General features: G+C 44.8%; 22 protein-coding genes and 1 pseudogene. 6 read left to right on the top strand and 17 right to left on the bottom strand.

Annotation, left to right across the window (positions count from 1 at the left end):
• Window positions 1–487: 487 nt before the first annotated feature.
• Together adhE and MH117_RS02445 are read right to left on the bottom strand one after the other, a co-directional pair.
• Window positions 488–3,109 (bottom strand): bifunctional acetaldehyde-CoA/alcohol dehydrogenase, encoded by a 2,622-nt coding sequence (adhE, locus tag MH117_RS02450; RefSeq protein ID WP_481857220.1) that lies wholly within the window; start codon window positions 3,107–3,109, stop codon window positions 488–490.
• Between the two features lie 108 nt (window positions 3,110–3,217).
• Window positions 3,218–3,454, bottom strand: coding sequence for a hypothetical protein (locus MH117_RS02445; protein WP_239327001.1), 237 nt, complete (start codon window positions 3,452–3,454; stop codon window positions 3,218–3,220).
• 218 nt (window positions 3,455–3,672) lie between these two features.
• Here MH117_RS02445 and MH117_RS02440 point away from each other — a divergent pair, with 218 nt between their 5' ends.
• Window positions 3,673–4,383: a Crp/Fnr family transcriptional regulator gene (locus MH117_RS02440; protein ID WP_239327732.1), complete on the top strand. Its 711-nt coding sequence runs from the start codon at window positions 3,673–3,675 to the stop codon at window positions 4,381–4,383.
• A gap of 217 nt (window positions 4,384–4,600) precedes the next feature.
• Here MH117_RS02440 and MH117_RS02435 read toward each other — a convergent pair whose 3' ends face one another.
• The 5 genes from MH117_RS02435 to MH117_RS02415 form a co-directional block, all read right to left on the bottom strand.
• Window positions 4,601–5,347 (bottom strand): hypothetical protein, encoded by a 747-nt coding sequence (locus tag MH117_RS02435; RefSeq protein ID WP_239327000.1) that lies wholly within the window; start codon window positions 5,345–5,347, stop codon window positions 4,601–4,603.
• Between the two features lie 157 nt (window positions 5,348–5,504).
• Window positions 5,505–7,451, bottom strand: coding sequence for an ABC transporter permease (locus MH117_RS02430; protein WP_239326998.1), 1,947 nt, complete (start codon window positions 7,449–7,451; stop codon window positions 5,505–5,507).
• Window positions 7,423–8,205 (bottom strand): ABC transporter ATP-binding protein, encoded by a 783-nt coding sequence (locus tag MH117_RS02425; protein ID WP_239326996.1) that lies wholly within the window; start codon window positions 8,203–8,205, stop codon window positions 7,423–7,425. Before MH117_RS02425 ends, MH117_RS02430 begins: the two co-directional genes overlap by 29 nt.
• A 456-nt stretch (window positions 8,206–8,661) precedes the next feature.
• Window positions 8,662–9,735: a sensor histidine kinase gene (locus MH117_RS02420; protein WP_239326994.1), complete on the bottom strand. Its 1,074-nt coding sequence runs from the start codon at window positions 9,733–9,735 to the stop codon at window positions 8,662–8,664.
• A complete protein-coding gene (locus MH117_RS02415; protein WP_239326992.1) occupies window positions 9,732–10,448 on the bottom strand; it encodes a response regulator transcription factor in 717 nt (238 codons plus the stop codon). The genes MH117_RS02420 and MH117_RS02415 overlap by 4 nt, the downstream gene beginning before the upstream one ends.
• A gap of 206 nt (window positions 10,449–10,654) precedes the next feature.
• On the opposite strand from MH117_RS02415, the gene MH117_RS02410 reads away from it, so the two are divergent.
• Both MH117_RS02410 and MH117_RS02405 read left to right on the top strand, forming a co-directional pair.
• The gene (locus MH117_RS02410) at window positions 10,655–10,969 is read left to right on the top strand and encodes a DUF485 domain-containing protein (protein ID WP_239326990.1); all 315 of its coding nucleotides are present in this window, start codon (window positions 10,655–10,657) and stop codon (window positions 10,967–10,969) included.
• On the top strand, window positions 10,969–12,501 hold the full coding sequence (locus tag MH117_RS02405; protein WP_239326988.1) for a solute symporter family protein: 1,533 nt from the start codon (window positions 10,969–10,971) through the stop codon (window positions 12,499–12,501). Before MH117_RS02410 ends, MH117_RS02405 begins: the two co-directional genes overlap by 1 nt.
• A 140-nt stretch (window positions 12,502–12,641) precedes the next feature.
• On the opposite strand, the gene ric is transcribed toward MH117_RS02405, so the two are convergent.
• The 6 genes from ric to MH117_RS02375 form a co-directional block, all read right to left on the bottom strand.
• Window positions 12,642–13,334: an iron-sulfur cluster repair di-iron protein gene (gene ric / locus MH117_RS02400; protein WP_239326986.1), complete on the bottom strand. Its 693-nt coding sequence runs from the start codon at window positions 13,332–13,334 to the stop codon at window positions 12,642–12,644.
• A gap of 133 nt (window positions 13,335–13,467) precedes the next feature.
• Window positions 13,468–14,325, bottom strand: coding sequence for a DegV family protein (locus MH117_RS02395; protein WP_239326984.1), 858 nt, complete (start codon window positions 14,323–14,325; stop codon window positions 13,468–13,470).
• Between the two features lie 163 nt (window positions 14,326–14,488).
• Window positions 14,489–14,893: a DUF350 domain-containing protein gene (locus tag MH117_RS02390; protein WP_239326982.1), complete on the bottom strand. Its 405-nt coding sequence runs from the start codon at window positions 14,891–14,893 to the stop codon at window positions 14,489–14,491.
• Window positions 14,890–16,326 carry a glutathionylspermidine synthase family protein gene (locus tag MH117_RS02385; protein WP_239326980.1) on the bottom strand — a complete coding sequence of 479 codons (1,437 nt, stop codon included), beginning with the start codon at window positions 16,324–16,326 and terminating at the stop codon, window positions 14,890–14,892. Before MH117_RS02385 ends, MH117_RS02390 begins: the two co-directional genes overlap by 4 nt.
• A 5-nt stretch (window positions 16,327–16,331) precedes the next feature.
• Complete coding sequence (locus tag MH117_RS02380) at window positions 16,332–16,718, bottom strand: hypothetical protein (RefSeq protein ID WP_239326978.1); 387 nt, start codon at window positions 16,716–16,718, stop codon at window positions 16,332–16,334.
• Between the two features lie 17 nt (window positions 16,719–16,735).
• On the bottom strand, window positions 16,736–17,227 hold the full coding sequence (locus MH117_RS02375; protein ID WP_239326976.1) for a hypothetical protein: 492 nt from the start codon (window positions 17,225–17,227) through the stop codon (window positions 16,736–16,738).
• Between the two features lie 156 nt (window positions 17,228–17,383).
• On the opposite strand from MH117_RS02375, the gene MH117_RS02370 reads away from it, so the two are divergent.
• Window positions 17,384–17,959 carry a GNAT family N-acetyltransferase gene (locus tag MH117_RS02370; protein WP_239326974.1) on the top strand — a complete coding sequence of 192 codons (576 nt, stop codon included), beginning with the start codon at window positions 17,384–17,386 and terminating at the stop codon, window positions 17,957–17,959.
• 136 nt (window positions 17,960–18,095) lie between these two features.
• Here MH117_RS02370 and MH117_RS02365 read toward each other — a convergent pair whose 3' ends face one another.
• Together MH117_RS02365 and MH117_RS02360 are read right to left on the bottom strand one after the other, a co-directional pair.
• Window positions 18,096–18,662: an FAD-dependent oxidoreductase gene (locus MH117_RS02365; protein WP_239326972.1), complete on the bottom strand. Its 567-nt coding sequence runs from the start codon at window positions 18,660–18,662 to the stop codon at window positions 18,096–18,098.
• A gap of 112 nt (window positions 18,663–18,774) precedes the next feature.
• A pseudogene (locus MH117_RS02360) lies at window positions 18,775–19,086 on the bottom strand (winged helix-turn-helix transcriptional regulator); the annotation flags it as partial.
• Between the two features lie 219 nt (window positions 19,087–19,305).
• Between MH117_RS02360 and rbsK the strand changes: the two are divergent.
• Both rbsK and MH117_RS02350 read left to right on the top strand, forming a co-directional pair.
• A complete protein-coding gene (gene rbsK / locus MH117_RS02355) occupies window positions 19,306–20,283 on the top strand; it encodes a ribokinase (RefSeq protein ID WP_239327731.1) in 978 nt (325 codons plus the stop codon).
• 192 nt (window positions 20,284–20,475) lie between these two features.
• Complete coding sequence (locus MH117_RS02350) at window positions 20,476–21,513, top strand: LacI family DNA-binding transcriptional regulator (RefSeq protein WP_239326969.1); 1,038 nt, start codon at window positions 20,476–20,478, stop codon at window positions 21,511–21,513.
• A 561-nt stretch (window positions 21,514–22,074) separates the two neighbouring features.
• On the opposite strand, the gene MH117_RS02345 is transcribed toward MH117_RS02350, so the two are convergent.
• Both MH117_RS02345 and MH117_RS02340 read right to left on the bottom strand, forming a co-directional pair.
• A complete protein-coding gene (locus tag MH117_RS02345) occupies window positions 22,075–22,953 on the bottom strand; it encodes a carbohydrate ABC transporter permease (protein ID WP_481857218.1) in 879 nt (292 codons plus the stop codon).
• 36 nt (window positions 22,954–22,989) lie between these two features.
• Window positions 22,990–23,868, bottom strand: coding sequence for a carbohydrate ABC transporter permease (locus MH117_RS02340; protein WP_239326968.1), 879 nt, complete (start codon window positions 23,866–23,868; stop codon window positions 22,990–22,992).
• Window positions 23,869–23,982 lie beyond the last annotated feature (114 nt).

Below are 23,982 nucleotides of genomic sequence, written 5' to 3'. Positions count from 1 at the left end.
TTAAGTAGGTTTTCTTTATATATAGATCTTATCCTTGTTGCACCCAGCATTACGTCTTACGTCTTATCCAATAAAATGGAAACTAAGAAGTAGAACTGACAATACGATGACGCCAAGTGCAGCTAAGCAAAGAGTGATGCATCATAGGAATCTTATCCTTTATCGATAGCGTTAACTTCTTTGCTATGAGCTAATTGTACCCCTTTTCACATAGTGGTTATGTGACTTTAATCACATTATCTCAATTCAACATGAGTTTAATCACATCAATTATCTCAATTTTGTGAATTTTGTTACAATACCCTATCTCTCCTCATAATCCGTTTGCTATTTTGTACCATAAATAATTTGGAAAAAGGGCAGCAGACATTAGTCTGCCGCCTATAAGAAAAGGTGGATGCAACCTGATGGAATGGAGTCCTGATCGCGATATACTCGTGATCAGGATCCGTTACTACCTCAAAGGAATGAGGTGTCGTACACTCGATTAGAATCTGCCGTAGAATGCATTGCGGTATACATCAGCTAATTCTGGTACTAACGGCATTTTCGGATTGGCGGTCGTACATTGATCTTCAAATGCACGGTCTGCCAAGTAATCCACACGGGATTCAAAATCCTTAGGATCGAAACCAATTTCTTGGAATGTTTCTGGGATTCCTAATTGACGGTTCAAGTCGCGAATGGCATCAATCAAGCTATTCACGCCTTCCTCAGTCGTACGTGCTGGCAATCCCAAGATTCTAGCGATCTCAGCGTAGCGCACATCTGCTACGAAGTGGTCATATTTAGGGAACGAAGCGAACTTCGTCGGTTTCTTCGCATTGTAACGAATGACATGCGGCATCAAGATGGCATTTGTGCGGCCGTGTGCCGTATGATACTGAGCGCCCCATTTGTGTGCCAAACTGTGATTGATTCCGAGGAACGCATTTGCAAACGCCATCCCTGCAATCGTAGATGCATTATGCATCTTCTCACGAGCCAGTGGGCATGCTTCATTAGCCGATTTAACCAAATGCTCAAAGACGAGTTGGATTGCTTTAATAGCCAAGCCATCTGTATAGTCATTAGCCATAACGGATACATACGCTTCAATCGCGTGAGTCAATACGTCCATTCCTGTGTCCGCTACCGCTACGCGAGGCAAACTGTATACAAACTCTGGATCGATAATTGCTACATCTGGTGTCAGCTCGTAATCAGCCAACGGATATTTGGTGTTGCCATTTTCTTTATCTGTAATAACCGCAAACGAGGTAACCTCAGAACCTGTACCGGAAGTTGTTGGAATCGCCACAAACTTCGCTTTCTGACCCAGACGCGGATATTTAAATGTACGCTTGCGGATATCCAAGAATTTCTGTTTCAAGTTGTTGAAATCAGTATCTGGATATTCGTAGAATAGCCACATCGCTTTGGCAGCATCCATTGGGGAACCACCGCCTAATGCAATGATACAGTCAGGCTTAAAGCTCTTCATCATATCCGTACCACGGTTTACTGTTGTTGTCGATGGATCTGGTTCTACATCGTAGAACACTTCGATAGCTACCGGATTACGACGTTGACGCAAGTAGTGTTCAACACGTTCCACGTATCCCAATTTGACCATCATAGGGTCCGTTACGATCATTACACGTTCGATATCCGGCATTTTCGCCAAGTATTGTGTGGAGCCTTTTTCAAAATACACTTTGTTAGGAACTTTAAACCATTGCATGTTCACTGTACGCTTCGCCACCCGTTTGATGTTAATAAGATTAACTGCCGATACGTTGTTCGAAGTCGAGTTGCGACCATAAGAACCACAGCCCAGTGTAAGAGATGGAATGTTGGTATTGTACAAATCGCCGATTGCACCGTGAGTCGACGGCGAGTTAACGAGAATACGTCCAGTAGGCAAGCGATCACCGAACTTTGCAATCACTTCTTCGTTATTCGAATGAATAACCGAGGAGTGGCCCATACCGCCGAAAGCGACGATTTCAGCTGCACGATCGATGCCTTCTTGCGCTGTTTTTACTTTGTAACAAGCAAGCACAGGGCTTAATTTCTCAGCAGACAACGGGAATTTAGGTCCTACTCCGTCGAGTTCAGCCACCAGTATCTTGGTGTCGGCAGGCACTTTGATGCCAGCCATTTCAGCGATCTTAGTTGCTGGTTGACCAACAATGTTCGGATTTACTGCGCAAGTCTCTGCCTTGATCGCCATCGCTTGCAATTTCGCTGTTTCTTCTTTATTGGTAAAATAGCAGCCGTAATACTGCATTAATTTTTTCACTTCGTTGTATACCGGTTCCTCAATAATAACCGCCTGTTCCGATGCACAGATCATACCGTTATCAAATGTTTTGGACAAAATCAAGTCCGTTACGGCCTGATCCAGCTTCGCACTTTTCTCAATGAAGCAAGGTACGTTACCAGGTCCTACACCCAGTGCTGGCTTGCCAGCGCTGTATGCTGCTCGAACCATTCCAGAACCGCCTGTTGCCAGGATCAACGCTACATCAGGATGATTCATCAAGGCGTTGGTAGCTTCCATCGAAGGTATCTCAATCCATTGGATACAGTGTTCAGGCGCACCGTACTTCACTGCGGCTTCTGCCAGCACTCTTGCTGCTTCGGCACTGCACTTCTGTGCGGATGGATGGAAAGCAAAGATGATCGGGTTCCGTGTCTTAATGGAGATAAGCGCCTTAAACATGGTCGTTGAAGTCGGATTCGTAACCGGTGTTACGCCCATTACAATGCCGACAGGCTCTGCGATTTTTACACAGTTATCATAATCATTGTCTTCAATTACACCAACCGTTTTGGCATATTTGATATGATTATGAATGTATTCCGTTGCAAAAATGTTTTTCGTGATTTTGTCTTCGTATACACCACGACCCGTTTCCTCTACTGCGAGTTTGGCAAGCATCATATGCTTGTCAAGACCGGCAAGCGCCATTTGTTGAACAACAACATCGATCTGCTCCTGATTCATGGACATAAATGCTTCATGAGCTTTCTTCGCACGATTAATCAGTTGTTGAATATGCGCTTCGACATTTGTTGCTTCCTTCATCTCTACAGTTGGTTTCACTTCTGCTTTTGCCATCATTCTCCGCCTCCAGTAAGGGTATATTTACCAAACACCGATCTCCGTTCTATTATACCTGTTATCTCTTGGATCAGGGTGTCAGATCTAAAATTTATTATGTGAATCATTTCACAACTCAATCATAATACGAAGTTCTGTAAATATCAAGTGATTTTTTTCACGTAGTAAAAACATTTTTAAATAACTTTGTTGGCGTGCTTTTAATATTGTATAAAAACGCATCCACTGCACCTGTTTAACAGATTGGCCGATGTTATACAATACAAGGTATGCCCCATTGTTGGATAGATTTGTTTTGGGTATTTCACACTCACAGTGGGCATATTTATAGTCAGCATGCTGCATCAAAACGAAAAACTTCACTATATATGCACAATGTTCAACAATTGTTCTCATAAATTCATTTAAATTATAAATTAAATTGACAATAATCACTGGAACGTCCAATATATAAGTAACGTATTAAATAGTGAAACAAGTCACAAGGTTTCTATGAGGTAGTTAACAGCTAAATCTAATACCATGAGCCTAGAGACCTATTGGAGGAGAACGGAGTGGAACATATGAGCGAACAATACGGAGACAATTCAAATATTACTTGTTTCTCGGATCAGAACCGAGAACGTATCCTTTCCATAGCAAAGGATCGCACGTACCCCGAAGGCTCTCACCTATTTTGGGAAGGCGACACGGCAGACAAGTTGTTTATGTTGAAGAGCGGACGTGTCAAAGTTACCAAATCAACGGATGAAGGTAAAGAACTTATTTTATATATGTATCAAGCCGGAGATCTTGTCGGTCAAGTCGATCCTTTCCACAGTACAAAGCACAGCTTTACTGCTGAAGTCATTGAAGAAGGTGAAGTTGGCCTGATCGAGCAGCGTGATCTGGAGGTGCTAATCTGTCAGCATTGCGACTTCTCAATAGATTTTATGAAGTGGATGGGAATTCACCACCGCTTGACGCAGACGAAATTCCGCGATTTGATGATGTATGGTAAGCCAGGCGCACTATGCTCTACATTGATTCGGTTATCGAACACGTACGGTCAAGAACTGGAAGATGGCGGGAAACTTATTAATAAAAAGATAACCCATACAGACCTCTCCAACATGATAGGCGCAACTCGTGAAAGTGTAAACCGGATGCTGAGCGACCTGCGCAAGAAAGGCGTCTTGGAATATGACAATGGCATGATCGTAATACGTGAATTGGAGCATCTGCAGGATGTATGTCATTGTGAAATGTGTCCAAAGGAAATCTGCCGAATTTAGAGATACCGGAAACAATTTGGTTCAATCACCCTCCACTGCTACACCTCCTCTCTAGCTATGACATAATCGCGCTGCAAACGGTCACCTTGCAGCGCGATTTTTTGCCGTTGGCCGCATCTATGCCTTACTTCGTATGTTATGCAGTAGTGAGAGCATACTTCCATAACAAAAGCCTTGTCCTCACACAGCTTGTTCAGCTGCTAAGGAGCAAGGCTTCTTATGGGGTCTTGTTATCAATATCGATCTCAATATGATCATCGGATTGAATCAGAAAAGTAAGCATCTGATCTGAAGGTATTACTTTGTTATTTACCTTTACACGCGCAACCGTGTCTTTAGGCAGTGGCTTGTCGCCTATTTGCTTAATCTCGGTGCCGTTCTCTGCCATTCTTATGTGCCCGAATTGTTCAAATATATCAGCCAGTGTGCAGTTCTCCTGCCACGGAATCGCATACGTATTCGTTAAATGCGGAGCAAGCTTGCCGCCGTCTATACTCAAGTCAATACTTGGCATCGGCACACTGCTTGTATCTACATCAAGCTCTTTCACGAAAATGAGTATCTTATCGTCGTTATTTAACTCAGCAGACAAATCTGCCGTCGTGCGAAGTTCCGTTTCATTTAAATAAATACCCCATGACATATTAGGGTCCAATGATGCGTCCCCTACTGAAGCAACACCAGATCCGTCTTCTTTCAGCTTAATCGTGCCTGTTGCTTTAAGGGCTTCGCTCACTTGTAATCCATTGTGCCATTCAATCTGCAACCGCTCTGATAAATTAGGGACATACGTTCCACCTTCAATCTTGACGGATACAGCTGTGTCAGATACCGCGGGAGCTGACTGCCTCATAAGTGGCTGTTCTTTCTGAACCGACGCACACCCCGCAATAAGCAGCAGCGCGATCACGAGAAGAATTCCGGATCTGCCGATGCGTAATCGTTGATTGTTCATTCTGTCCACTCACTTTCTTGCATTCCTCTTCGACGGGCATCTACCTTCATCAGTTATTATGCACGAATATACAAAGATAAAAGTATCAAATCCGTAACAAAACGGCGATAACCGTTCAAAATGTCAACAAAGTGTGGCTATTGGATGATAACTTAACCATTTGGACCTAAATGACGATTTCCTGCATTATTTTCTTCAAATAGGTTCGTCTTGCTGCTAAAAAGTATATGAACTGCATCACAATGAATGCGCAAACAATGGTAGACGCATAACCCATTATATTTTCTAACAGCAAATTACTTAGAGTCTTCATTGCAAACATCGTATGGACACTTCCTACTACACAGGGCAAGAAAAATACCAATCCCACTTGAACATTTACTACACGGCGAATCTCACTTAAAGATAAACCTATACGCGTTAAAGATCGGAAATAGGCTTGATCTTCTTGTAGATCGCTGAATAACTTAAAGTAAATAATACTGCCGCTTGCGATAAAGAACAGCAGACTAATAAAAATACCAATAAAAAAGATGAGCGAAGTTGTCTGGCTAAGCTCGTTGCGATCTTCGATGCGATTGGATACAAAGTGCTGTGAATCAGCAGCAAGCTGCTTCTTCAAATCTTGGACTAAAGGCAGGGCTTCGTTCCCGTCTGTCCAATCAATATTATAAATGATCCTCTTCTCCTCAGCGGGAGCTGTGGACTGCAGCTTTAACATCACATTATCAGGAACAACAAACAATAAATTAGCTGTATACGAAGGCGTCATCACAACCTGCTCTCTTCGTTCAATCACCTTTGCTGTATAGGACTGCGACATACCCTCAACTTTAATGGTCACTTTATCGAGCGCAGCCGACTTCCGATAAGAGCTGTCTGTATATTTGATGTACTCACTTTGATCAATCCAATAGACTCCTGAAGTAATCGGTTTGACTTTTGGAAACTGCTTACTTACCGCAATCTCGTTATACTTGGTGACACCAATCACCGCTGCGCTCTTATTAAAGCTGTATACGTCTTCCACATATGCTAGCAAGATATTGGCTGTGATCGCTGCCGTTATCTGATGTCCATGACTTTCTACCGTATCTTTGACTTTATTCATAGCCAAAGGACTGCCTTTCCCATGAATTTGCATTACCGTAAATTGAAACGGATTAAACGCGTCTGCTTTGATCTGCAGCCCTTTATCCACGACAAAAAACGTAGCTGAAGCCGTTAGCACCACCGCACTTAATAGGGTAATCGTATATAATACCCGGGCATTATCCCGAATCCGATATGTGGCTTGGGTAACGTTTAACAAATTTGTTCCGGTATACAAATACCGCTTGTTATAGGAGAGAAGCTTTACTATAGCTGTACTCCCTTGTGTGTACAGAAAATATGTACCAACAAACGTTAATCCAATCGTTGGAAAGAAATTCGCAACAATATTCAGCAAGTCGGTATTAAATGCCATGTAATACCCCGAACCAATTAAAACAAGCGATGCGATAAATAACAACCAAGAAAACCTTGGAGGTTTCCTGGTCTGGTTTTCTGCTTTAATCAGTTGAATGATCTGAAGCTTGCCTACTTTACGCAGAGAGAATAGCGTAATAAGCGCAAACAGCAGCAGATAAGCAATGATCGTGATTTGAATTGATGATAATGAGATGTAAAAAGGCAAAGGTGTATCAATCCGCAGCAAATGGGACAATACCATTAGAAAAAGCTTTAACGTTACTGCTCCGGCAGCCATGCCGCTTGCAATCGCAAGCAAAGAAATAATCATATTTTCATAAATGACCATTCTCCTCATTTGCCATTTGGTCATTCCGAACAATGTAAACAATCCAAATTCCTTCTTACGCGAACGTAAGAACGCCGAACTGGAATATAACACAAAGAAAAAGGAGAACATCATAATCATGAACTGGCATACTACAATGAGACCGCTGATCATCTCTCCACCGCTTACTTTTCCGCTCACAATATCTGGATGATATATAAAAGAAGAATACAAAAAAAATACGGTAACTGAAAAAACACAGCTCAAAAAGTAAGCTGCATAACGGTGCCAGCTCTGTCGAATATTACTGAAAGCGAGCCGTCGGAATGTCATCAAAATTGCCTCCCAATAAACTTAAAGTATCCAATATCTGTTGAAAAAAAGTTTGACGGTTAGTGCCTCGGCGAATTTCAGTGAACAGCTTGCCATCCTTAATAAACAAGATTCGCTTGCAAAAACTAGCCGCAAACGGGTCATGTGTGACAATTAAGATTGTTCGATTCAAATTCTCGTTCAGATCCTGCAAGGCCTTCATCACGTCTTTTGCAGCCTTGGAATCCAAATTACCTGTCAATTCGTCGGCTAACAACAGGGAAGGCTGATGAATGACCGCTCGCGCAATAGCTGTACGCTGCTTCTGTCCACCAGAGATTTCATAGGGGCGTCTATCCAGAATATGATCGATACCAAGCCATTTGACTGTACTCTCGAGCCTTGCTTCGATCTCTTTGATCGGCAGGCGATCCAAAGCTAGCGGCAGTATAATATTTTCTTTAATCGTTAAGGTGTCAATCAAATTAAAGTCCTGAAATACGAAGCCAAGTTCATGTCTGCGGAATTTGGCAATCTTGCGATTATTTAATTTGTAAGGGTTCGTACCGTTAATATAAATATTGCCTGATGTTGGCTTGTCTATTGTGGCTAATAGATTCAGCAGCGTCGTTTTCCCGCTTCCGGAAGGCCCCATAATACCGACAAACTCCCCTGCTTCCACTTGTAAATGTATATCCTGCAACGCTGTATAGGTCATCTTCCCGCGTGTGCCATATACTTTCGTGATCTGTTCTGCACGCAGCAATGGTTCCATGTTGTACCCTCCAATAATTTAGAGCTGATTTAAAACTGCTTTACATGTTTAAAGAGGCTGCTCACCCTTCTTATTATATCCATACTGCAGCTAAAAAAGGAAAAACGTCTTTCCGCCGGTTCAAGCAGACAAGACGCTCTATGATGTACTTCCATTATACATACAGCATCTATCCAATATGATGGACGGAAGCCATCTCACATTGTACTTCCTAATTCATTTTGCCAACATCTTGCATATGGTTCATAACCCCAATATTTTAACACAAATACGCTCGGAGGGACTATATCCATGGTTCTATTTAAGTGTTCGTGGTGCCTCTTCCTCTAGATGTGCCTGTTGTTTAGATTAACACAAAAAACGAACCTTCTCCTAAGAGGAGCAGGTTCGCTTTTCTGATACGTGCACACAATTATTTGATTATCAACCGAATACAATAGAAACGTTCTGCTCTGGTTACTTGGGAGCCACATAGACACCGCGCTGCAAGCTATCAGATGCAAATCGAATCGTAAACGTTGTACCTTCCTGAATCTTAGAGTTCACCGTTATCGTATGTCCTAGGCGAGCACATACCTGCTTCACTAGATAGAGTCCCATTCCTGTCGCATCACCTTCTTTGCGGCCATTCTCACCTGTAAAGAAAGGATCAAATACGCGTGCAACGTCGTGCTCAGCGATCCCAATTCCTTCATCCTTCACATGCAGCAATATGCCGTATGAAGCCTGCTCGATCTCAAATTGTAAGGACTTCGTCCCAGGCTTATCTTTCGAATATTTGATCGCATTAGTCACTAATTGCGTAATAATAAACTGCAGCCACTTCTCATCGCTCTCCACCTGTATGTCTTCCCCACTAATCTTAGGAAAGATCTGATGGCGAATGAGCGACTTCTTATTCTGGTTGATTACCTGACGAATTGTATGATGAATTGAGATCCGCGATACGTGAAGATCAAGTTCGAACTTCTCCAGGCGGGCCGTCGTCAGCATCATTTCCAATCCGCGAGCCAACCGCTCCACTTCCTCATTTACATTTTGCAGCAAATCTTCCGTCTCAATGATATTCATCGCCGTCGGAGACTGCTGCGTTAATAAATGCAAGACGGATACAGGCGTTTTCATATGATGGACCCATTGATTCGTAAAATGTACATGCTGCTCACGCTGCTGCCTCATCACAAGCAACTCGTTCATAAATGAACCGTATTGCCGATTGATCAGCTCGTGCATAAGCTTCTGTTCTTCGGTAACCGGGTTCTGCATACAAAGGGTAAAGTCGCTGTCTGACGTGTTATCCCAAGCATTATGAAGTTCCTTGTACCAATCACGCTGACGCAAATAATCATAGACGATGCCTAGTGTTAATATAATGACTCCAAGGACAAACACATACACGAGACTCGGGCTCCGAATATACTGACGTCCGATATTCAAGTCAAGATAAATGACGAACAGCGACATCAACAAGGCAAGCAGCCATGCCAAAATCAAGATGGAGCGATCCTTCGCGTACTTCCACAGGGTCATGAAAGCGCACCGTCTTCAGTCCAGGTCTGGAGCAGTCGATATCCTTGGCCACGTACCGTTTCAATAGCTTTCATTACACCGATCTCTTCCATTTTCTTGCGAACGCGAGTGACATTTACGGTTAGCGTGTTATCATCCACAAAATCAACGTCGTCCCACAGCGTCTCCAACAGTGTCTCACGAGAGACAATATGGTCAACACGCTCCATCAAGCTGCCCAGCAGTAAAGCTTCGTTCTTTGTGAGATCAACACGCTTGCCCTGCCACTCCAATATGTTCTTGGACCGATGCAGAGATAGGCCATGGACGACAATCTCTTCACCGTTGCCGGAACCACTGGCCGCATACTCGCCGTATGAACGACGAAGCACACCCTTAATCTTTGCAAGCAGCACGTCAAGATGGAATGGCTTCGTAATAAAGTCATCGCCGCCGTTCTCTATTGCCATCACCTGATCCATCTCACCTGTACGGGCCGACACAAAAATAATAGGTGCATTTGTTACCGATCGGAATTGACGACACCAATAAAACCCATCATAGGATGGCAAATGGATATCCAACAGAATAAGATCTGGCTGGAACTTGACAACCTCTTCCTTTAACAGTTTAAAATTCGTAGGCCTGTTTACTTCATAATCATATTTTTCAAGTGACGACTGCAACATCGAAGCAATCTTGTCATCATCTTCTACGATAAGAATGCGGTACATATAGGTGTTCCCCCATTAACATGTTCATATAGTCTTATTAAATTCAAATCATTCCGTGCTTTCCCATCATAGCACAATCAACATTATACATTCCATATGGAGCCATCAATGGGGAGCAGGAGGAGGTGGGAAGATTGCTCGGCATTATCGCCAGTTTTAGGGTACATATTCAGGCAATTGATAAGATCGATACGGAGGTTGAATAAATGACAAAAATACAAGACCACGAATATACACACATCGCGCAATCCCCCCATTTTCGAGCTCTAATGTACAAAAAGAAACGATTTATTATCCCGGCTACGATCTTTTTTTTGGTGTTTTATTTGGCGCTTCCTCTATTGACCTCATACACGACAATACTAAACCAATCTGCGATCGGCCCGATTAGCTGGGCCTGGATATTTGCCTTCGCCCAGTTCATCATGACATGGACCTTGTGTACCCTATACGTTCGGAAGGCTGCCAAGTTTGACCACATGGTTCGCAAGCTGAGCCGTGAATGGGGAGGTCAGCAATAATGAACACAACTGCATTTATACTCTTCTGTCTGATCGTGATGCTGACCATGGTCATTACCTATGTCGCCGCCAGAAAAACCAACTCCGCCTCACAATTTTATACAGCAGGCGGGGAACTCAAAGGATGGCAAAACGGCTTTGCCATTGCAGGCGACTACATGTCGGCCGCCTCATTTCTCGGGATCGCAGGTTCTATTGCACTTGTCGGCTTTGATGGATTTTTCTATTCCATCGGTTTTCTCGTTGCTTATCTTGTTGTGTTATACCTTGTCGCAGAACCGCTGCGTAATCTGGGCAAATACACGTTAGCCGATATGATTGCAGCGCGCTTTAACAATAATAAGATTCGAGGCATTGCCGCCTTAAATACGGTCACCATCTCCACCTTTTATATGATTGCCCAGCTTGTCGGAGCAGGTGCGTTAATCAAGCTACTGCTTGGTATCGATTATGTATGGTCGGTTGTTATTGTAGGTCTATTAATGACCTTGTACGTGGTCTTCGGCGGCATGCATGCCACCTCATGGGTGCAGATTATTAAAGCGATTCTCCTGATGGGCGGCACTTTGCTGCTGTCAATTATCGTATTTTCCAAATTTAACTTCAGTCTTACGGAGATGTTTCACCAGATGAAATCAGCCACACCTTTAGGTGACGCCTTCCTCAACCCAGGCAATAAATATAAGAACCCTCTGGACACCATCTCGCTTAATCTCGGTCTTGTCCTAGGCACGGCAGGTCTGCCGCATATTCTAATTCGCTTCTTTACGGTAAAAGATGCACCTACAGCTCGCACATCCGTTGTTTATGCAACTTGGTTAATCGGAATATTTTACGTGATGACTATTTTTCTAGGATTTGGCGCTGCTGCCTTTGTTGGCACAGATGCCATTATCGGTGCGGATAAGGGTGGCAATATGGCGGCCCCTTTACTAGCGAAGGCGCTTGGCGGTGATTTCTTCTTTGCATTAATCTCGGCGGTTGCTTTCGCAACGATACTAGCCGTAGTTACTGGACTCGTCTTATCCGCTGCCTCCGCATTTGCACATGACTTCTATAATCACATTGTCCGCAAGGGAAAAGCAAGCGAGAAAGAGCAAATGTCAGCAGCACGCTGTGCTTCAATTGGCGTTGCTGTTCTCTCCATCGCACTGGCGCTGCTTGCATCGAAGCTTAACGTCGCCTTTCTCGTTGGCTTGGCGTTTGCCGTTGCTGCAAGTGCAAATTTGCCTGTCATATTGTTTACGATTATGTGGCGTCGGTTTAACACGACTGGGGCCGTGACCGGTATGCTCACTGGCTTGATCTCAGCTATTGTGCTGGTGGCCATCAGCCCAAGTGTTTGGGGTCCTGCGGGAAAAGCCATTTTCATCGGTGATCCACTCATCAGTTTAACGAATCCAGGCATCATATCCATACCGTTAGGGTTTATTGGAGCATGGCTCGGCACAATGCTATCTTCACGACCAGTGACATCTGATGCCAAGTTTGATGAAGTAGTCGTCAAAGCTCATACAGGTATTCATATGTAATGCTATCTAGCGATCCATTCCAATTAGCTGCATAAACAGCATAAGCACCTTCCGTCCCAAGCTTGAGCTCGGTGGTAACGGAAGGTGCTGTTTTGGGCATAATTCATATCATTTTTATGTCTTAAATCCGACCTTCTAGATTAAAGGAATCGAGGAAACAGTACATTATTTTCAAGATGTACATGTTCAAACGTCATCGCTTCCAACTCTTCGAGCCTTGCGTATGTGACGCGATAGGTTGTACAGGCATGTTCAGGAACAGTAAAATCGGAAGTGGCCTCCCTAATTTGTCTTAACAGCTCGCCTGCCGCACTGTGCTCGGACTCCAATTTAGCGATTGCTCCTGCCACATGGACAAGCTCATCATTCGCTGTTCCCATCTCCTCAGCCTGAATAAGTGCCGGAAACTGTTCGGCTTCTTCGTTGGCGGTATGGGTTTCAAGCTCTGCACGAAGTTCCCCAAATAATCGGTGCATTTCCTGCAAATGTGGTTGTTCTGCCCCGTGGACATGATACACCCGTGCAACGTTAGCTGCAATCATGGGCAGCTGTTCTTCCAAATAACGATGATGCTTATTCACAATATAATCGATTAATGATCTGGAGGACATGTACTTCCAATCCACTCCTGTATATACAGCAGGAGCCTCGTCATATTGAGTCTGCAATTGTTGAATGATCGAGGCAGGGTCTAATTGACGTGAAGCTGCTGCCTCAGCAAGTGGACGATTGCCGCCACAGCAAAAATCGATTTTTAATTTTTTAAACATATCGCTAGCCGCAGGATATGAAAGTACAATATCCCGCACCATCATTTGATCATGAAATTTCATAATAATAGCCTCCTATCGAACTGTTCTTCTCATATATCTAGTGAAAGAATCTCACAGATTTAGAATAGAACAATCGGCTGGAGGCCATTGTGATTGTACGCACTTATGATGTGACCAATTCAGGAAGCCTGAATCAATTCGAATTCGGCTCTTCAAAGGCCAGCAGAACGCCGCCTTCACCGGCATATGTACCGATCACCGGTCCCATGTTGACGAATAGCACATTTTCAAATGGATATTTCTCTAACAGTGTATTCAGAAATTCCTTTGCGCGCTCTTCACAATTGGAATGGGCCAACGCGATCCAATTGCGGTCGGCATGATGCCATGCCTCACCAACCTTCTCGATCATTCGCTTGAGCGCTCGCTGCGTACCCCGGATCTTCTCCATCGTCTCAATAACACCGTCTTCGTTCGCTCGCATTAATACTTTAATGTTCAGCATAGAAGCCACTGTTCCTTTAAGTCGGTTCAGGCGTCCGCCACGAATCGCGTTCTCTAGTGTATCCAATGTAAAATAAGTCCTCGTCTGCTGTACGCACTGCTTGATCGCTTCATTCATGTCGGTCAGGCTCTTGCCGGCCTTAGCCATTAGAGCTGCACGGACTGCCAGCAACCCTAATCCCATAGAAGCCGTCTTGGTATCGATGACCTCTACTCTGTTCGTGTGCCCGTCTTCCTCGTACATCGACTTTGCCATTACAGCATGGTTATAGGTACTGCTTAATTGCGAAGTTAAGCACAAAACCAAAATGTCTTTGTCAGCATCCAATGATTTATACATATTATAAAAGTCACCAGGCGATGGGCTTGAAGTTTTAGGTAATTCTTCCTCATTACGCATGCGTTCATAGAACACTGCCGAATCCATGTCTGAAGTATGAATATCCTGCCCAAATCGAACGTAGAGCGGGACAACGTTAATTCCGAATTGGCTGGCGATCTCTGGAGTCAAATCGGAGCTTCCGTCTGTGATGATATGAATGGTCATGTCATTCTCCTGTCTATCTTATTGTTGACTACACCGTCTCTGTCCGTTCTATTATACGGAGCATGTAACCTATTGACAACGGCTAAAAGAAGGCAGACCGAGCTTATTCGACAATAATGTGACATATGTATGATGAAAACGGCAAAATCTATCTATTCAATGACTATATAAGCATCGTACCTATTACAATCGATACTCCGATAATAATCGAACGCAGCAACTGTGCCACAGCCATATTGCCCTTTGCAATCTCCTCGCATACTCGAAATTGAGGCAGCAGCAGATCCACAAGTACATACAACAGACATAAGATAACAATCCCAATGGCCGACCACATCAGCATCATGAGCCATGAATCTGTACTAAAGGATACCATCGCAACGATAATACATAACCCCAACAGTTTACTCCCCATATAAATGCCTGCTGCTTCATTTCCTTTACTAATTTCCTGCTGATCGTTAAATTTGGTTAACCTACTGAACACAAACGCACCGACGCTTAAAATAACAGCAATGACAACCACGCCAATCGCAACGTTTCCTAGATCAACTATAAATGACTTCAATTTGACTCCCCCTCTTCTATCTGCTCCTTATTTATCATCAAATGGGAGTTTTTCTGGATTGCAGCTGGACAGAATCTAGCCAGATCACCGGTTATGCGTCCCCCAACTCTTGGCAGCAATCCGCCATATATTCCACCAGGAACATATACCCCCGTTAACAAATATCCGCTTAACTGGTTCCCCGTTGATTCCATATGTACCGCTTCCATCGGCACATATGCCTGATATACTTTGGGCTGATCTGCATAATATCGCTGGTCATCGTTATCCTCAATATAAGCTTCGGATGGAATAGAAGCTTGCTTAGTTACACGCTCATCCTGAATTTCCTCGCATGCGCCATTTGCATCATATATAGCTGTGCCTTTCCCTTCTCTGCCCCAGATGCTCTTCGCTACATATGAACTTCCCATGGCCCTAAATGGCTCCGGGTTCAAATACGTAGGCGGAATATATCGTTCGATGATATCACGCTCCCATGATGTCAAAATAGGCGTGGACATCGTGCTGCTTAATTCATCGTGGTGCTCATGAAGTGCCCATATGAGCGCCATCATTGCTTTACTTTGGAGCAAGATGGACTGCAAAGGGTTCATGACGGCAAGTTGTTTGCTTACGGTAAGCGCAAGTACAGCCCTGCCAATCGGAAATCCGTCCTCGGACTCATCTGTCATTAAATACTCTAGTGGATATAACCTGTACCATATCCCTACTTTATTGTCATTCGCATATAAGCCTTCACCTGGCACTACACGGAGATCTTCAAGCGCACAGAACTCGGCTTCCCACCCCGCTTGCTGTACAAGCTTAAGCAGATACATGGTATTTGCCCGATCTTCTGCATGATCTCGATATGCACTAAATACGATGGAACCCGAATATCCTTGCTCCCTATAATGCTGAAGCAGCTTTACCAACACTTGCTGCAGCTGACTGGATAACTCATTGGATGGATTCAATAGCCGCTGGCCTGCTCCCATGCTCCCCCACAAACGATTGCTTTCTTGAATCAGCTCTTCTGCCAAATAAGCAGCCTCTGGAATACCGGTCGGCGTATCCGCATTGTTCTCAATGCATTTCCAGCCTTGCGGGCCTTTTATCCAATCTTGCCTGCTGATTCCACTAATGGGCTCGGATTGTCTTGCGGCTTCCACCAACTGCATGGGAATTCCAAGCTGCTGCACAAGTGTTATATCAGGCAGTTCATGCTGTACGAATCGCATTACCCGTTCGTATACAGAGTGAACAAGTTCAGATGCCTGACGCAACTCCATAACCTCCGTCTCATCATAGAGTATGGCCTCAGTCATACAATAGGGCTGATCATACATGCGAACATAAGGTACGACGTGCAGTCTTGTATCTGTAAATGCTTCTTTGTCTCCGAGCGGGAGCTTTATGGTGTGGCGAATACGATTCACTTGTTGTTCCATTGTTATTATCCTCCGCTGGAATGACCGCTGCTGCCAATACCTGAATAAGTGGAGTGACTGCTTTTATAGCTGTTATAAAATGAAGTCCCTGTCTTTGCTGAACTTTTCTTGGACGAGTAACCTCGGGTATGATACCAGCTAGAATGACTGCTGCTGCCATCGTCGTCACAGTCCCAGTTGCCTTTGCTCGTCTGCCGCTCATAGACACATTCATCATAGGCGCTCGGATTATTATCATCACATGCTGTCGTTGTTAACGGCATGCAGACCATTAATGCATAGGCAAGCCGCTTCTTCATCGTTGCGGTGCGTTCGCTTGAACCTGTCAGCCCCTTTTGTTCCGACAGCTTGGCTTCGTTATTCATTTGCTCTCCCCGTTTCGTCTTCCTCATAGCAACTGCTTTTCCCCTTAATTCAATCTCTCGACAAACAGCAACAATTTATTTCGATCTGCGTCAAGCACTGTCATTAAACTCTCTACCTCCATGTTTTGCCAATACATATAGTGATCCAGCATAACTAACGCAGCTTGAAGCGGCTCTGATGGTCGTTCTGTGCCTGCATGTTGAAATGTATTCTGAACGCGATCATATACGTACCAGACCATTTCAAATGGATCGGCCACATCACATTTAGTATGAAAAATGGTATGCTTCACCGCGTTTGCGACATCAGGTGCCAACTGACCTTTGTATGCACGAACGTAAATGATAGCCTGACCATATTGATCTGTCTCATGTGACGTATGCTCCCACAATCGGTTTCTGAGCACGGTTGCATCTGCAAGCTTGCAAATAAACAAATAATCCCGCGACACGCTCCAGTTAGACAACTCGCCTCGTTCCAGCTGTGCTTCCTCATCCCATTCTACATAACGGAGAGCCAACTTTGACGAATTCACCCTAGCCAATCCCCCTTGTACTTCCCTTTAATTTAGGTCACAACGAAACATATATACGAGCAAAAAGGTTCATCGTTGCTCAATCGTTGTAAATAATTTTATAATATGTAGTGATGCACATTGTAAATAATGATTCGACTCACAAGGAGACCTTAAATGCAGCGACTTTTACAGTTCCCCAAAGAACAATGTCCTTTCCAATACAGAAATCAAATTGTCGAGCTCATGCGTCAAGAGTGGCCCGCCGCTTTCGACGGGCGAGATGACCATATGGAGTGGGTACATCAAGTCGACACAAACCCCACTTCATTTCTGCTCACCGAAGATGATATCGTAATCAGTTACCTTGCTGTCCCTTGGAAACAAGTTATACATAAAGGGGAACGATATAAAGCATTTGCGCTCAGCGAGGTCGTGACGAACCCTGCCTATCGTAATCAAGGGTATGGCCTACGGCTCATCCGGGAAGCGATGTCATTTATTCATAGCAGCCAAGCTGACATCAGTATATTTACATGCAAGCCTGAACTGATTGATTTTTATACACAAGGCGGCTGGAACTTCATAAAAGGTACTCATCTGATTGGCGGCACACGTCATAAGCCTTTTCGCAGTGATGTATTAGGGCTGTCCACCATGATAAGTATTATCTCCGACAAAGCTCGTCGGAATCAGTTAGACTTTACGAACGTTGACATTTATCTGGAGCTAGGAGAACAATTGCTGTGGTAATGTACTCTTTATGCGTATGAGGGTCTTCCTATACCGACAGATAGCCTAACAATAACCCAATCTCCACGCGAAAAAAGCCTGCCATCAGTTCATGTCTGATGACAGGCTTTAATCTTGCCCATTCATGTGCATTAGGCTAAGCCTTAATGACATCATGGTCTACGTAACGGGTGCCGTTCAGCTCGCTGATTACATTAATCGCAACCTTTGCCCCATCACCAGCAGTAATAATCGTGTGCATGCTGACACCTGCAATTGTACCAGCTGCCCATACATGCTCCATGCTGCTGCGTCCTTCGATATCGACATCAATAATCGTCTTCACCCGTGGTTCTGTTCCCGGAACTGTACGAATACCGCTGGCTTCCGCAATATCGATTCCGAATCCAGCTGCGATGATGACATGCTTCGTCACATAGGTCTGTCCGCTTTCTGTCCTGACAATAACACCTTCACTAGACGAGTCAACAGCAATTGCTTTGTCTCTCACGAGCAAGGCACCGAACTTGGCCGCTTGCTCTTGACCAACCTTGAGCAGTTCAGGTCCTGACGTCTCTCTTACACCATATTGATTGGCGATCCAAGCACGCTTAGTCAATCCGCTGTCATTGTCAATGATTACAGTCTGCTTGCCTGCCTTAGCAGTGAATAGCGCCGCACTGCCGCCTGCTGGTCCTGCCCCAATGATTACCACATCCAACATCGTATCCATTCCTTTCGACTAGAAAGATGAATTCATGTTAACCATTCACCGGGTTACTCACATTTGAATCAGATTCATCGCAGTAAGGGTACGAGGCATCAGGCAGATTATCCACCCATGACTCAGCCCAAAACTGGATTGCTTCCATGACAGGCTGTAAAGCAAGTCCCTTGTCAGTTAAGGCGTATTCAATACGTACAGGAGTCTCCGGATATACATTGCGGGTGACTATTCCAGAATATTCTAGATCCTTCATCCGCTCGCTAAGCATCTTGTCACTCATCGTTGGAATGAGAGAGGAGATATCCTTGAAGCGCTTAGGTCCACTTAACAGGCCCTTGATGAGCAGGCCGTTCCAACGCTTTCCTAATATACAAAATGCAGCTTCAAATCGCGGACACATTCCCGAGTGGTCATTATCCATTCGTTATCCCTCCTTATACAACTTACAAAATGTAAGTATATAGATTTTACCATATCCCTTCTAAAAAAGAAACCGTCTTCGTGATGTTCATTTCATTTTTGATATTTCCCGTTATTACCGCTAAAATAGATCATATACGTACGTTATATAAAGGAGTCGAGCCTATTGAACTCATCCCCATATCAATCATCTCAGAGTGCTGATCCAGCCCGCTCTACATTGCGGCGCCCACGTATTACGGTTATTGGCAGTTTAAATATGGATCTTGTAACAGTTACCGATATCATTCCCCAGGCAGGTGAGACTGTACAGGGTAAGAAATTTGGTACGTTTTGCGGTGGAAAAGGTGCCAATCAAGCAGTAGCTGCAGCCCGTCTAGGTGCAGAAGTGCATATGATTGGATGTATAGGTGATGACAGCTTCGGCATAGAGATGCTGGCTAATTTAAAGCGTGAGGACATCCATTGTGATGGAGTGTCCACGATCTCAAATGTATCTTCCGGCATCGCTGCGATTACTATTGCCGATGGAGACAACCGGATTATCGTCGTACCGGGTGCAAATGAGGCCGTCACAACCGAGCTTGTCACCCTTCACACCAAGCTTATTGCTGAATCTGACCTCGTCGTCCTGCAGTTGGAAATTCCTTTGGAATCCGTACGTACGGCTATCGACATCGCCAATCGGCATCATGTACCTGTCATGCTGAATCCAGCGCCAGCCGTTCAATTGGACCCCCTTCTCATAGACAAAATCAGTTGGGTTACCCCGAATGAGCACGAACTGGAACTTATGCTGGGCGATTCTGCCTTCGTGCAAGTTCAAACGAGCCAGGATGAATCCAATTCACCAGAGAAGAATCCAGTACAGACGGATGACTTCTACCGCCGTATGCTGCAGCAATTACCAGGAAAAGTCATCATGACAAAAGGAAGTGAAGGCGCTTACTGGTGCAGTGCAGACGGGTCTGTTCACCACAGTCCTGGCCGTCAGGTAACGGTAGCGGATACGACTGGCGCCGGTGATACCTTTAACGGAGCACTGGCCGTTGCACTTGCTGAGAAACGGCCAACAGAAGAAGCAATCGCTTGGGCTGTTGCAGCTGGTGCGTTATCTGTGACTCGCTTTGGTGCGCAAAGTGGTATGCCGACACGTGAGCAATTAGATCAATGGTTATCGCCCAATACATCAGGATAACCTTCATTTTCAAGTCATAATTTAGGTTAATTTTAGGCTCATTCTGACGATTTTAGCACAATTCCGATAGAATGAGTCTATTTATTTCCAAATGATCCCTAGAAACCTCTTGCCCTTGCGCTACCGATAGAATAAAATGAAATCGGTATAACTTTTTTAGCATCTATCCCACTAACGGCAGGAGAAGAGGCAATGGCTACTATTTATGATATTGCGAGGCTGGCTAACGTATCGGCGATGACAGTATCACGAGTCATTAACAACACTGGTAGAGTCAGCGAGAAAACACGAGTCAAAGTGAAGCAAGTAATGGAAGAGATGCATTACATCCCCAACTCCGTTGCGAGATGCCTTGTTACGCAGGAAAGTAAAGTGTTATCCCTCCTCATTACCGATATTACCAACCCCTTCTTTACAACGATAGCTCGCGGCGCTGAAGATGCTGCACTCAAACATGGCTATCGACTCATGTTCGGCAACAGCGACGAGAATCTGCTCAAAGAACGTCAATATGTAGAAATGATCCTTTCCATGCGGGTAGACGGTGTACTGTTCGCGCCAAGCAATGATATGTCATTTGATCATTTACAGTGGCTTGAACGTCAAAACGTTCCATTTGTTTTGCTTGATCGGGAAGTTCCAGGTATCGTTTGTGACACCGTTCTGGGAGACAGTCGCGCGGGAGCGAAGCAGCTTGTAAGAGAAATGATTCGCCAAGGGCATACTCGAATTGGACTTGTTAACGGTCTGGAACATGTATCAACAGCTCGTGAACGCCGCGCTGGCTACGAAGACGCACTTCGTGAAGCAGGACTTCCAATTGACGAGAAGCATATCGTTACAGCCAGCTATATCAAGGACAAGCAGGATCTTATTTTAAACGATTGGTTTGAACGTACACCTGAAGAACGCCCCACGGCTATATTTGCAGCAAATAATATGCTTGCGTTAACCGTTTTCCGTGAAGCGCGCGAACGCGGGCTGCGAGTACCCGAAGATATGTCCATTGCCTGCTTCGACGACCTCGGCACGGTAGAGAACATGAATTCTTTCTATTCTGTCGCCTCCCAACCAGCCTACGATTTCGGCCAGATCGGTATTCAGCTTCTGTTAGACCGAATCCGCAACCGGAATCAAGCACCGAAACTTGTCAAGCTACCATGCGAGATCAAACACGGCGGCTCAGTCATTCCTTATGAGCCTACTCCTGTAGCGGCCAGCTCCATGTAATGATACGGGGTGATAGCGTGACATTACCCTCATCATGATGATCACCCTGTATGCATCGAACGGCCTCCGCAGAGCTCCCCTCGAGCATGTAAGCAGCATTTATTCGAGTACATTCAACTATTCCACATTTATCCGAATCTATTTTCCGTGTCTGTTCGTAGTTTGCGGTAATCGCTATCATCTAATCAAAGAGCAGTTGGTATATCCCTAACGCAGAAGGTATTCCGTACACAAAAAAAAGCCCCATGAGACGTCGCAGACAAGATCGATCGCCAAATGGGCCTATAAGGGAATGTGAATGTTTATATCATCGTTCTCCATTGAAACGGTGCTTCTATCGGCAGAAAGATAAAGAGAAAGTGATATAAACATCCTGATGGGATGGGTATTAGAGCAATGAGCGTAACGGGTGCTCATGACATTTGCAATGGATAATCTCCAGCAATCATCCATTCCATGGAAACCCCTGCCTGATTACCAGTGTACATGTCGTTCGTATCCCACGCCATTGCTTCTGCTTACAGCTTGCTTACAAAGTTGTAAGTCGTCCTGATGAAGCAGCTAACCTTTTACAGAACCTGCTGCCATCCCTTTCATCACCTGTTCCTGGAACATAAGATATACGATTATCGTTGGCAATGATGCCATCGCTAAAGCCGCCATCGTTAGCCGGAAATCGGTTGAGTAGCCTGTTGCAAACACGGACAAGCTTAGTGGAAGCGTCTTCAAATTCGGATCATTAATAAACACAAGCGCAAATGCAAAGTCGTTCCAGAATCGCAGGAAGCCCAGAATAGCAACTGTCGATAGTGCTGGCAGCGTCACTGGCAAAATAATTCGGGTAAAGATACCCAGATACCCCGATCCATCTACCAATGCTGCCTCTTCCATTTCTTTTGGAATATTGGTTAGATAAGCAAGGACGATAAAGACGGCAATCGGAAGTTCAAAAGCAGTATAGGGCAGCACAAGCGCTGCATGTGTATCCAGCAATCCCATCTTATTCATCATAATGAACAAGGGGACAAGGGTGCTGTGAACAGGAATAAGCATGCCCAGCAGGAGCATTCCCGTTAACAGACGTTTCCCGCGGAATGTAAATCTGGACAAAATATAGGCCGTCAGAGCACCGAGCAGCAAAGTTAATACTAACGCCAAGAACGTAACCCACAAAGAGTTCAGTGCTGCTTTCCCCATACCAGATACTTCCCACGCACGGACGAAGTTGTCCCAATTCCAGGAAGTAGGCAATGAGAAAGGACTTGCATAAAATTCTGCATTCGTCTTAAACGCACTCATGTACATCCATAACAGTGGGTACAACGTTAATAACGCGTATACGCCAAGTACAGCATTTCGCAGTAACTGCTTCCATCTGGGCACGCCTTGCTGCTTTGCGCGAATTGATCTTTTTCTATGGGCTGCAGTAGTCGTGTTCACTGGATCCACTCCTCTCCGTTGTATGTTCACGCTGCATCAGGTATGGTTGCGGCGGCGCATAAGCAGTTGGGACCCGGCAATAAGTATTAAGCTAATAATAATAATAAGGGTCGATACCGCGCTGCCGTACCCGTAACGGAACACATTAAATGTACTATTGTACATATAAGAAGCTAGCAGCTCCGTTGCGTGTGCTGGTCCGCCATTTGTCATGACGTAGATCAGATCAAATGCCTTCAGACTGCCTGAAATACATAGTACAATGGTCACTTTGATCGTATCCCATATCATAGGCAGCGTAACGGATATCAACTTCCGTGTTCCTGAGGCGCCATCCATTGCGGCTGCATCGTCCAGCTCGCTCGGTATGCTGCTGAGAGCAGCAAGGAACATAATAAGATAAGGACCGATAAAATTCCATATTATCGGGATCGCAATCATCCACATTGCAATTGCAGGGTCAGACAACCACGCTTTTTTCCATTCGCCTAAGCCAACCATGTCAAGCAAACCGTTGAGAAGACCAATTTGCGGATGATAAATCGTGCTCCAGATGATTCCGATGACGACTGAGGAGAGTACCATCGGCATAAAAACGGATGCGCGCACGAAGCGTTGGAACCAGGTGCCTTTGCGCAGCAGCAGTGCCAGCAGCAATGCAATAGGAACCTGGCCAAATACCGAGGCAACAACAACAATCAGATTGTTTTTAAGCGATAACCAGAAGATGTTGTCACCAAGCGCCTCCGTAAAATTGCCGAAGCCGATAAAGCGAGCTTCACCGATACCTTTCCAATCGAAAAAACCGTAGTATGCCGACCAGAACACAGGCACAATGACAAACACTGTATAAATTATGATCGACGGAAGAAGACCGAACGTGACAAAGGCACGCTTGGCAGTAAACGTTCGCATCGTGATCCTCCCTTCTCAAAGACGAAAACCTATGCCCTGTCCATGCTTATGCTTATTCAGGCAGCAGGGCATAGTCATCGTCTAAGCAGAACAGCGTTGAGCGCTCTCCATCAT

It is taken from the genome of Paenibacillus sp. ACRRX, from assembly GCF_022346885.1.
Classification (GTDB): domain Bacteria; phylum Bacillota; class Bacilli; order Paenibacillales; family Paenibacillaceae; genus Paenibacillus_B.
This window is presented reverse-complemented; position numbering and strand designations above follow the sequence as displayed.

Bases quoted from the DNA above. Each gene is read 5' to 3' on its own strand.
- adhE (WP_481857220.1), bottom strand. From the start codon at position 3,109: ATGATGGCAAAAGCAGAAGTGAAACCAACTGTAGAGATGAAGGAAGCA.
- MH117_RS02445 (WP_239327001.1), bottom strand. From the start codon at position 3,454: ATGCAGCATGCTGACTATAAATATGCCCACTGTGAGTGTGAAATACCC.
- MH117_RS02440 (WP_239327732.1), top strand. From the start codon at position 3,673: ATGAGCGAACAATACGGAGACAATTCAAATATTACTTGTTTCTCGGAT.
- MH117_RS02430 (WP_239326998.1), bottom strand. From the start codon at position 7,451: ATGACATTCCGACGGCTCGCTTTCAGTAATATTCGACAGAGCTGGCAC.
- MH117_RS02425 (WP_239326996.1), bottom strand. From the start codon at position 8,205: ATGGAACCATTGCTGCGTGCAGAACAGATCACGAAAGTATATGGCACA.
- MH117_RS02420 (WP_239326994.1), bottom strand. From the start codon at position 9,735: ATGACCCTGTGGAAGTACGCGAAGGATCGCTCCATCTTGATTTTGGCA.
- MH117_RS02415 (WP_239326992.1), bottom strand. From the start codon at position 10,448: ATGTACCGCATTCTTATCGTAGAAGATGATGACAAGATTGCTTCGATG.
- MH117_RS02410 (WP_239326990.1), top strand. From the start codon at position 10,655: ATGACAAAAATACAAGACCACGAATATACACACATCGCGCAATCCCCC.
- MH117_RS02405 (WP_239326988.1), top strand. From the start codon at position 10,969: ATGAACACAACTGCATTTATACTCTTCTGTCTGATCGTGATGCTGACC.
- ric (WP_239326986.1), bottom strand. From the start codon at position 13,334: ATGAAATTTCATGATCAAATGATGGTGCGGGATATTGTACTTTCATAT.
- MH117_RS02395 (WP_239326984.1), bottom strand. From the start codon at position 14,325: ATGACCATTCATATCATCACAGACGGAAGCTCCGATTTGACTCCAGAG.
- MH117_RS02385 (WP_239326980.1), bottom strand. From the start codon at position 16,326: ATGGAACAACAAGTGAATCGTATTCGCCACACCATAAAGCTCCCGCTC.
- MH117_RS02380 (WP_239326978.1), bottom strand. From the start codon at position 16,718: ATGAGGAAGACGAAACGGGGAGAGCAAATGAATAACGAAGCCAAGCTG.
- MH117_RS02370 (WP_239326974.1), top strand. From the start codon at position 17,384: ATGCAGCGACTTTTACAGTTCCCCAAAGAACAATGTCCTTTCCAATAC.
- MH117_RS02365 (WP_239326972.1), bottom strand. From the start codon at position 18,662: ATGTTGGATGTGGTAATCATTGGGGCAGGACCAGCAGGCGGCAGTGCG.
- MH117_RS02350 (WP_239326969.1), top strand. From the start codon at position 20,476: ATGGCTACTATTTATGATATTGCGAGGCTGGCTAACGTATCGGCGATG.
- MH117_RS02340 (WP_239326968.1), bottom strand. From the start codon at position 23,868: ATGCGAACGTTTACTGCCAAGCGTGCCTTTGTCACGTTCGGTCTTCTT.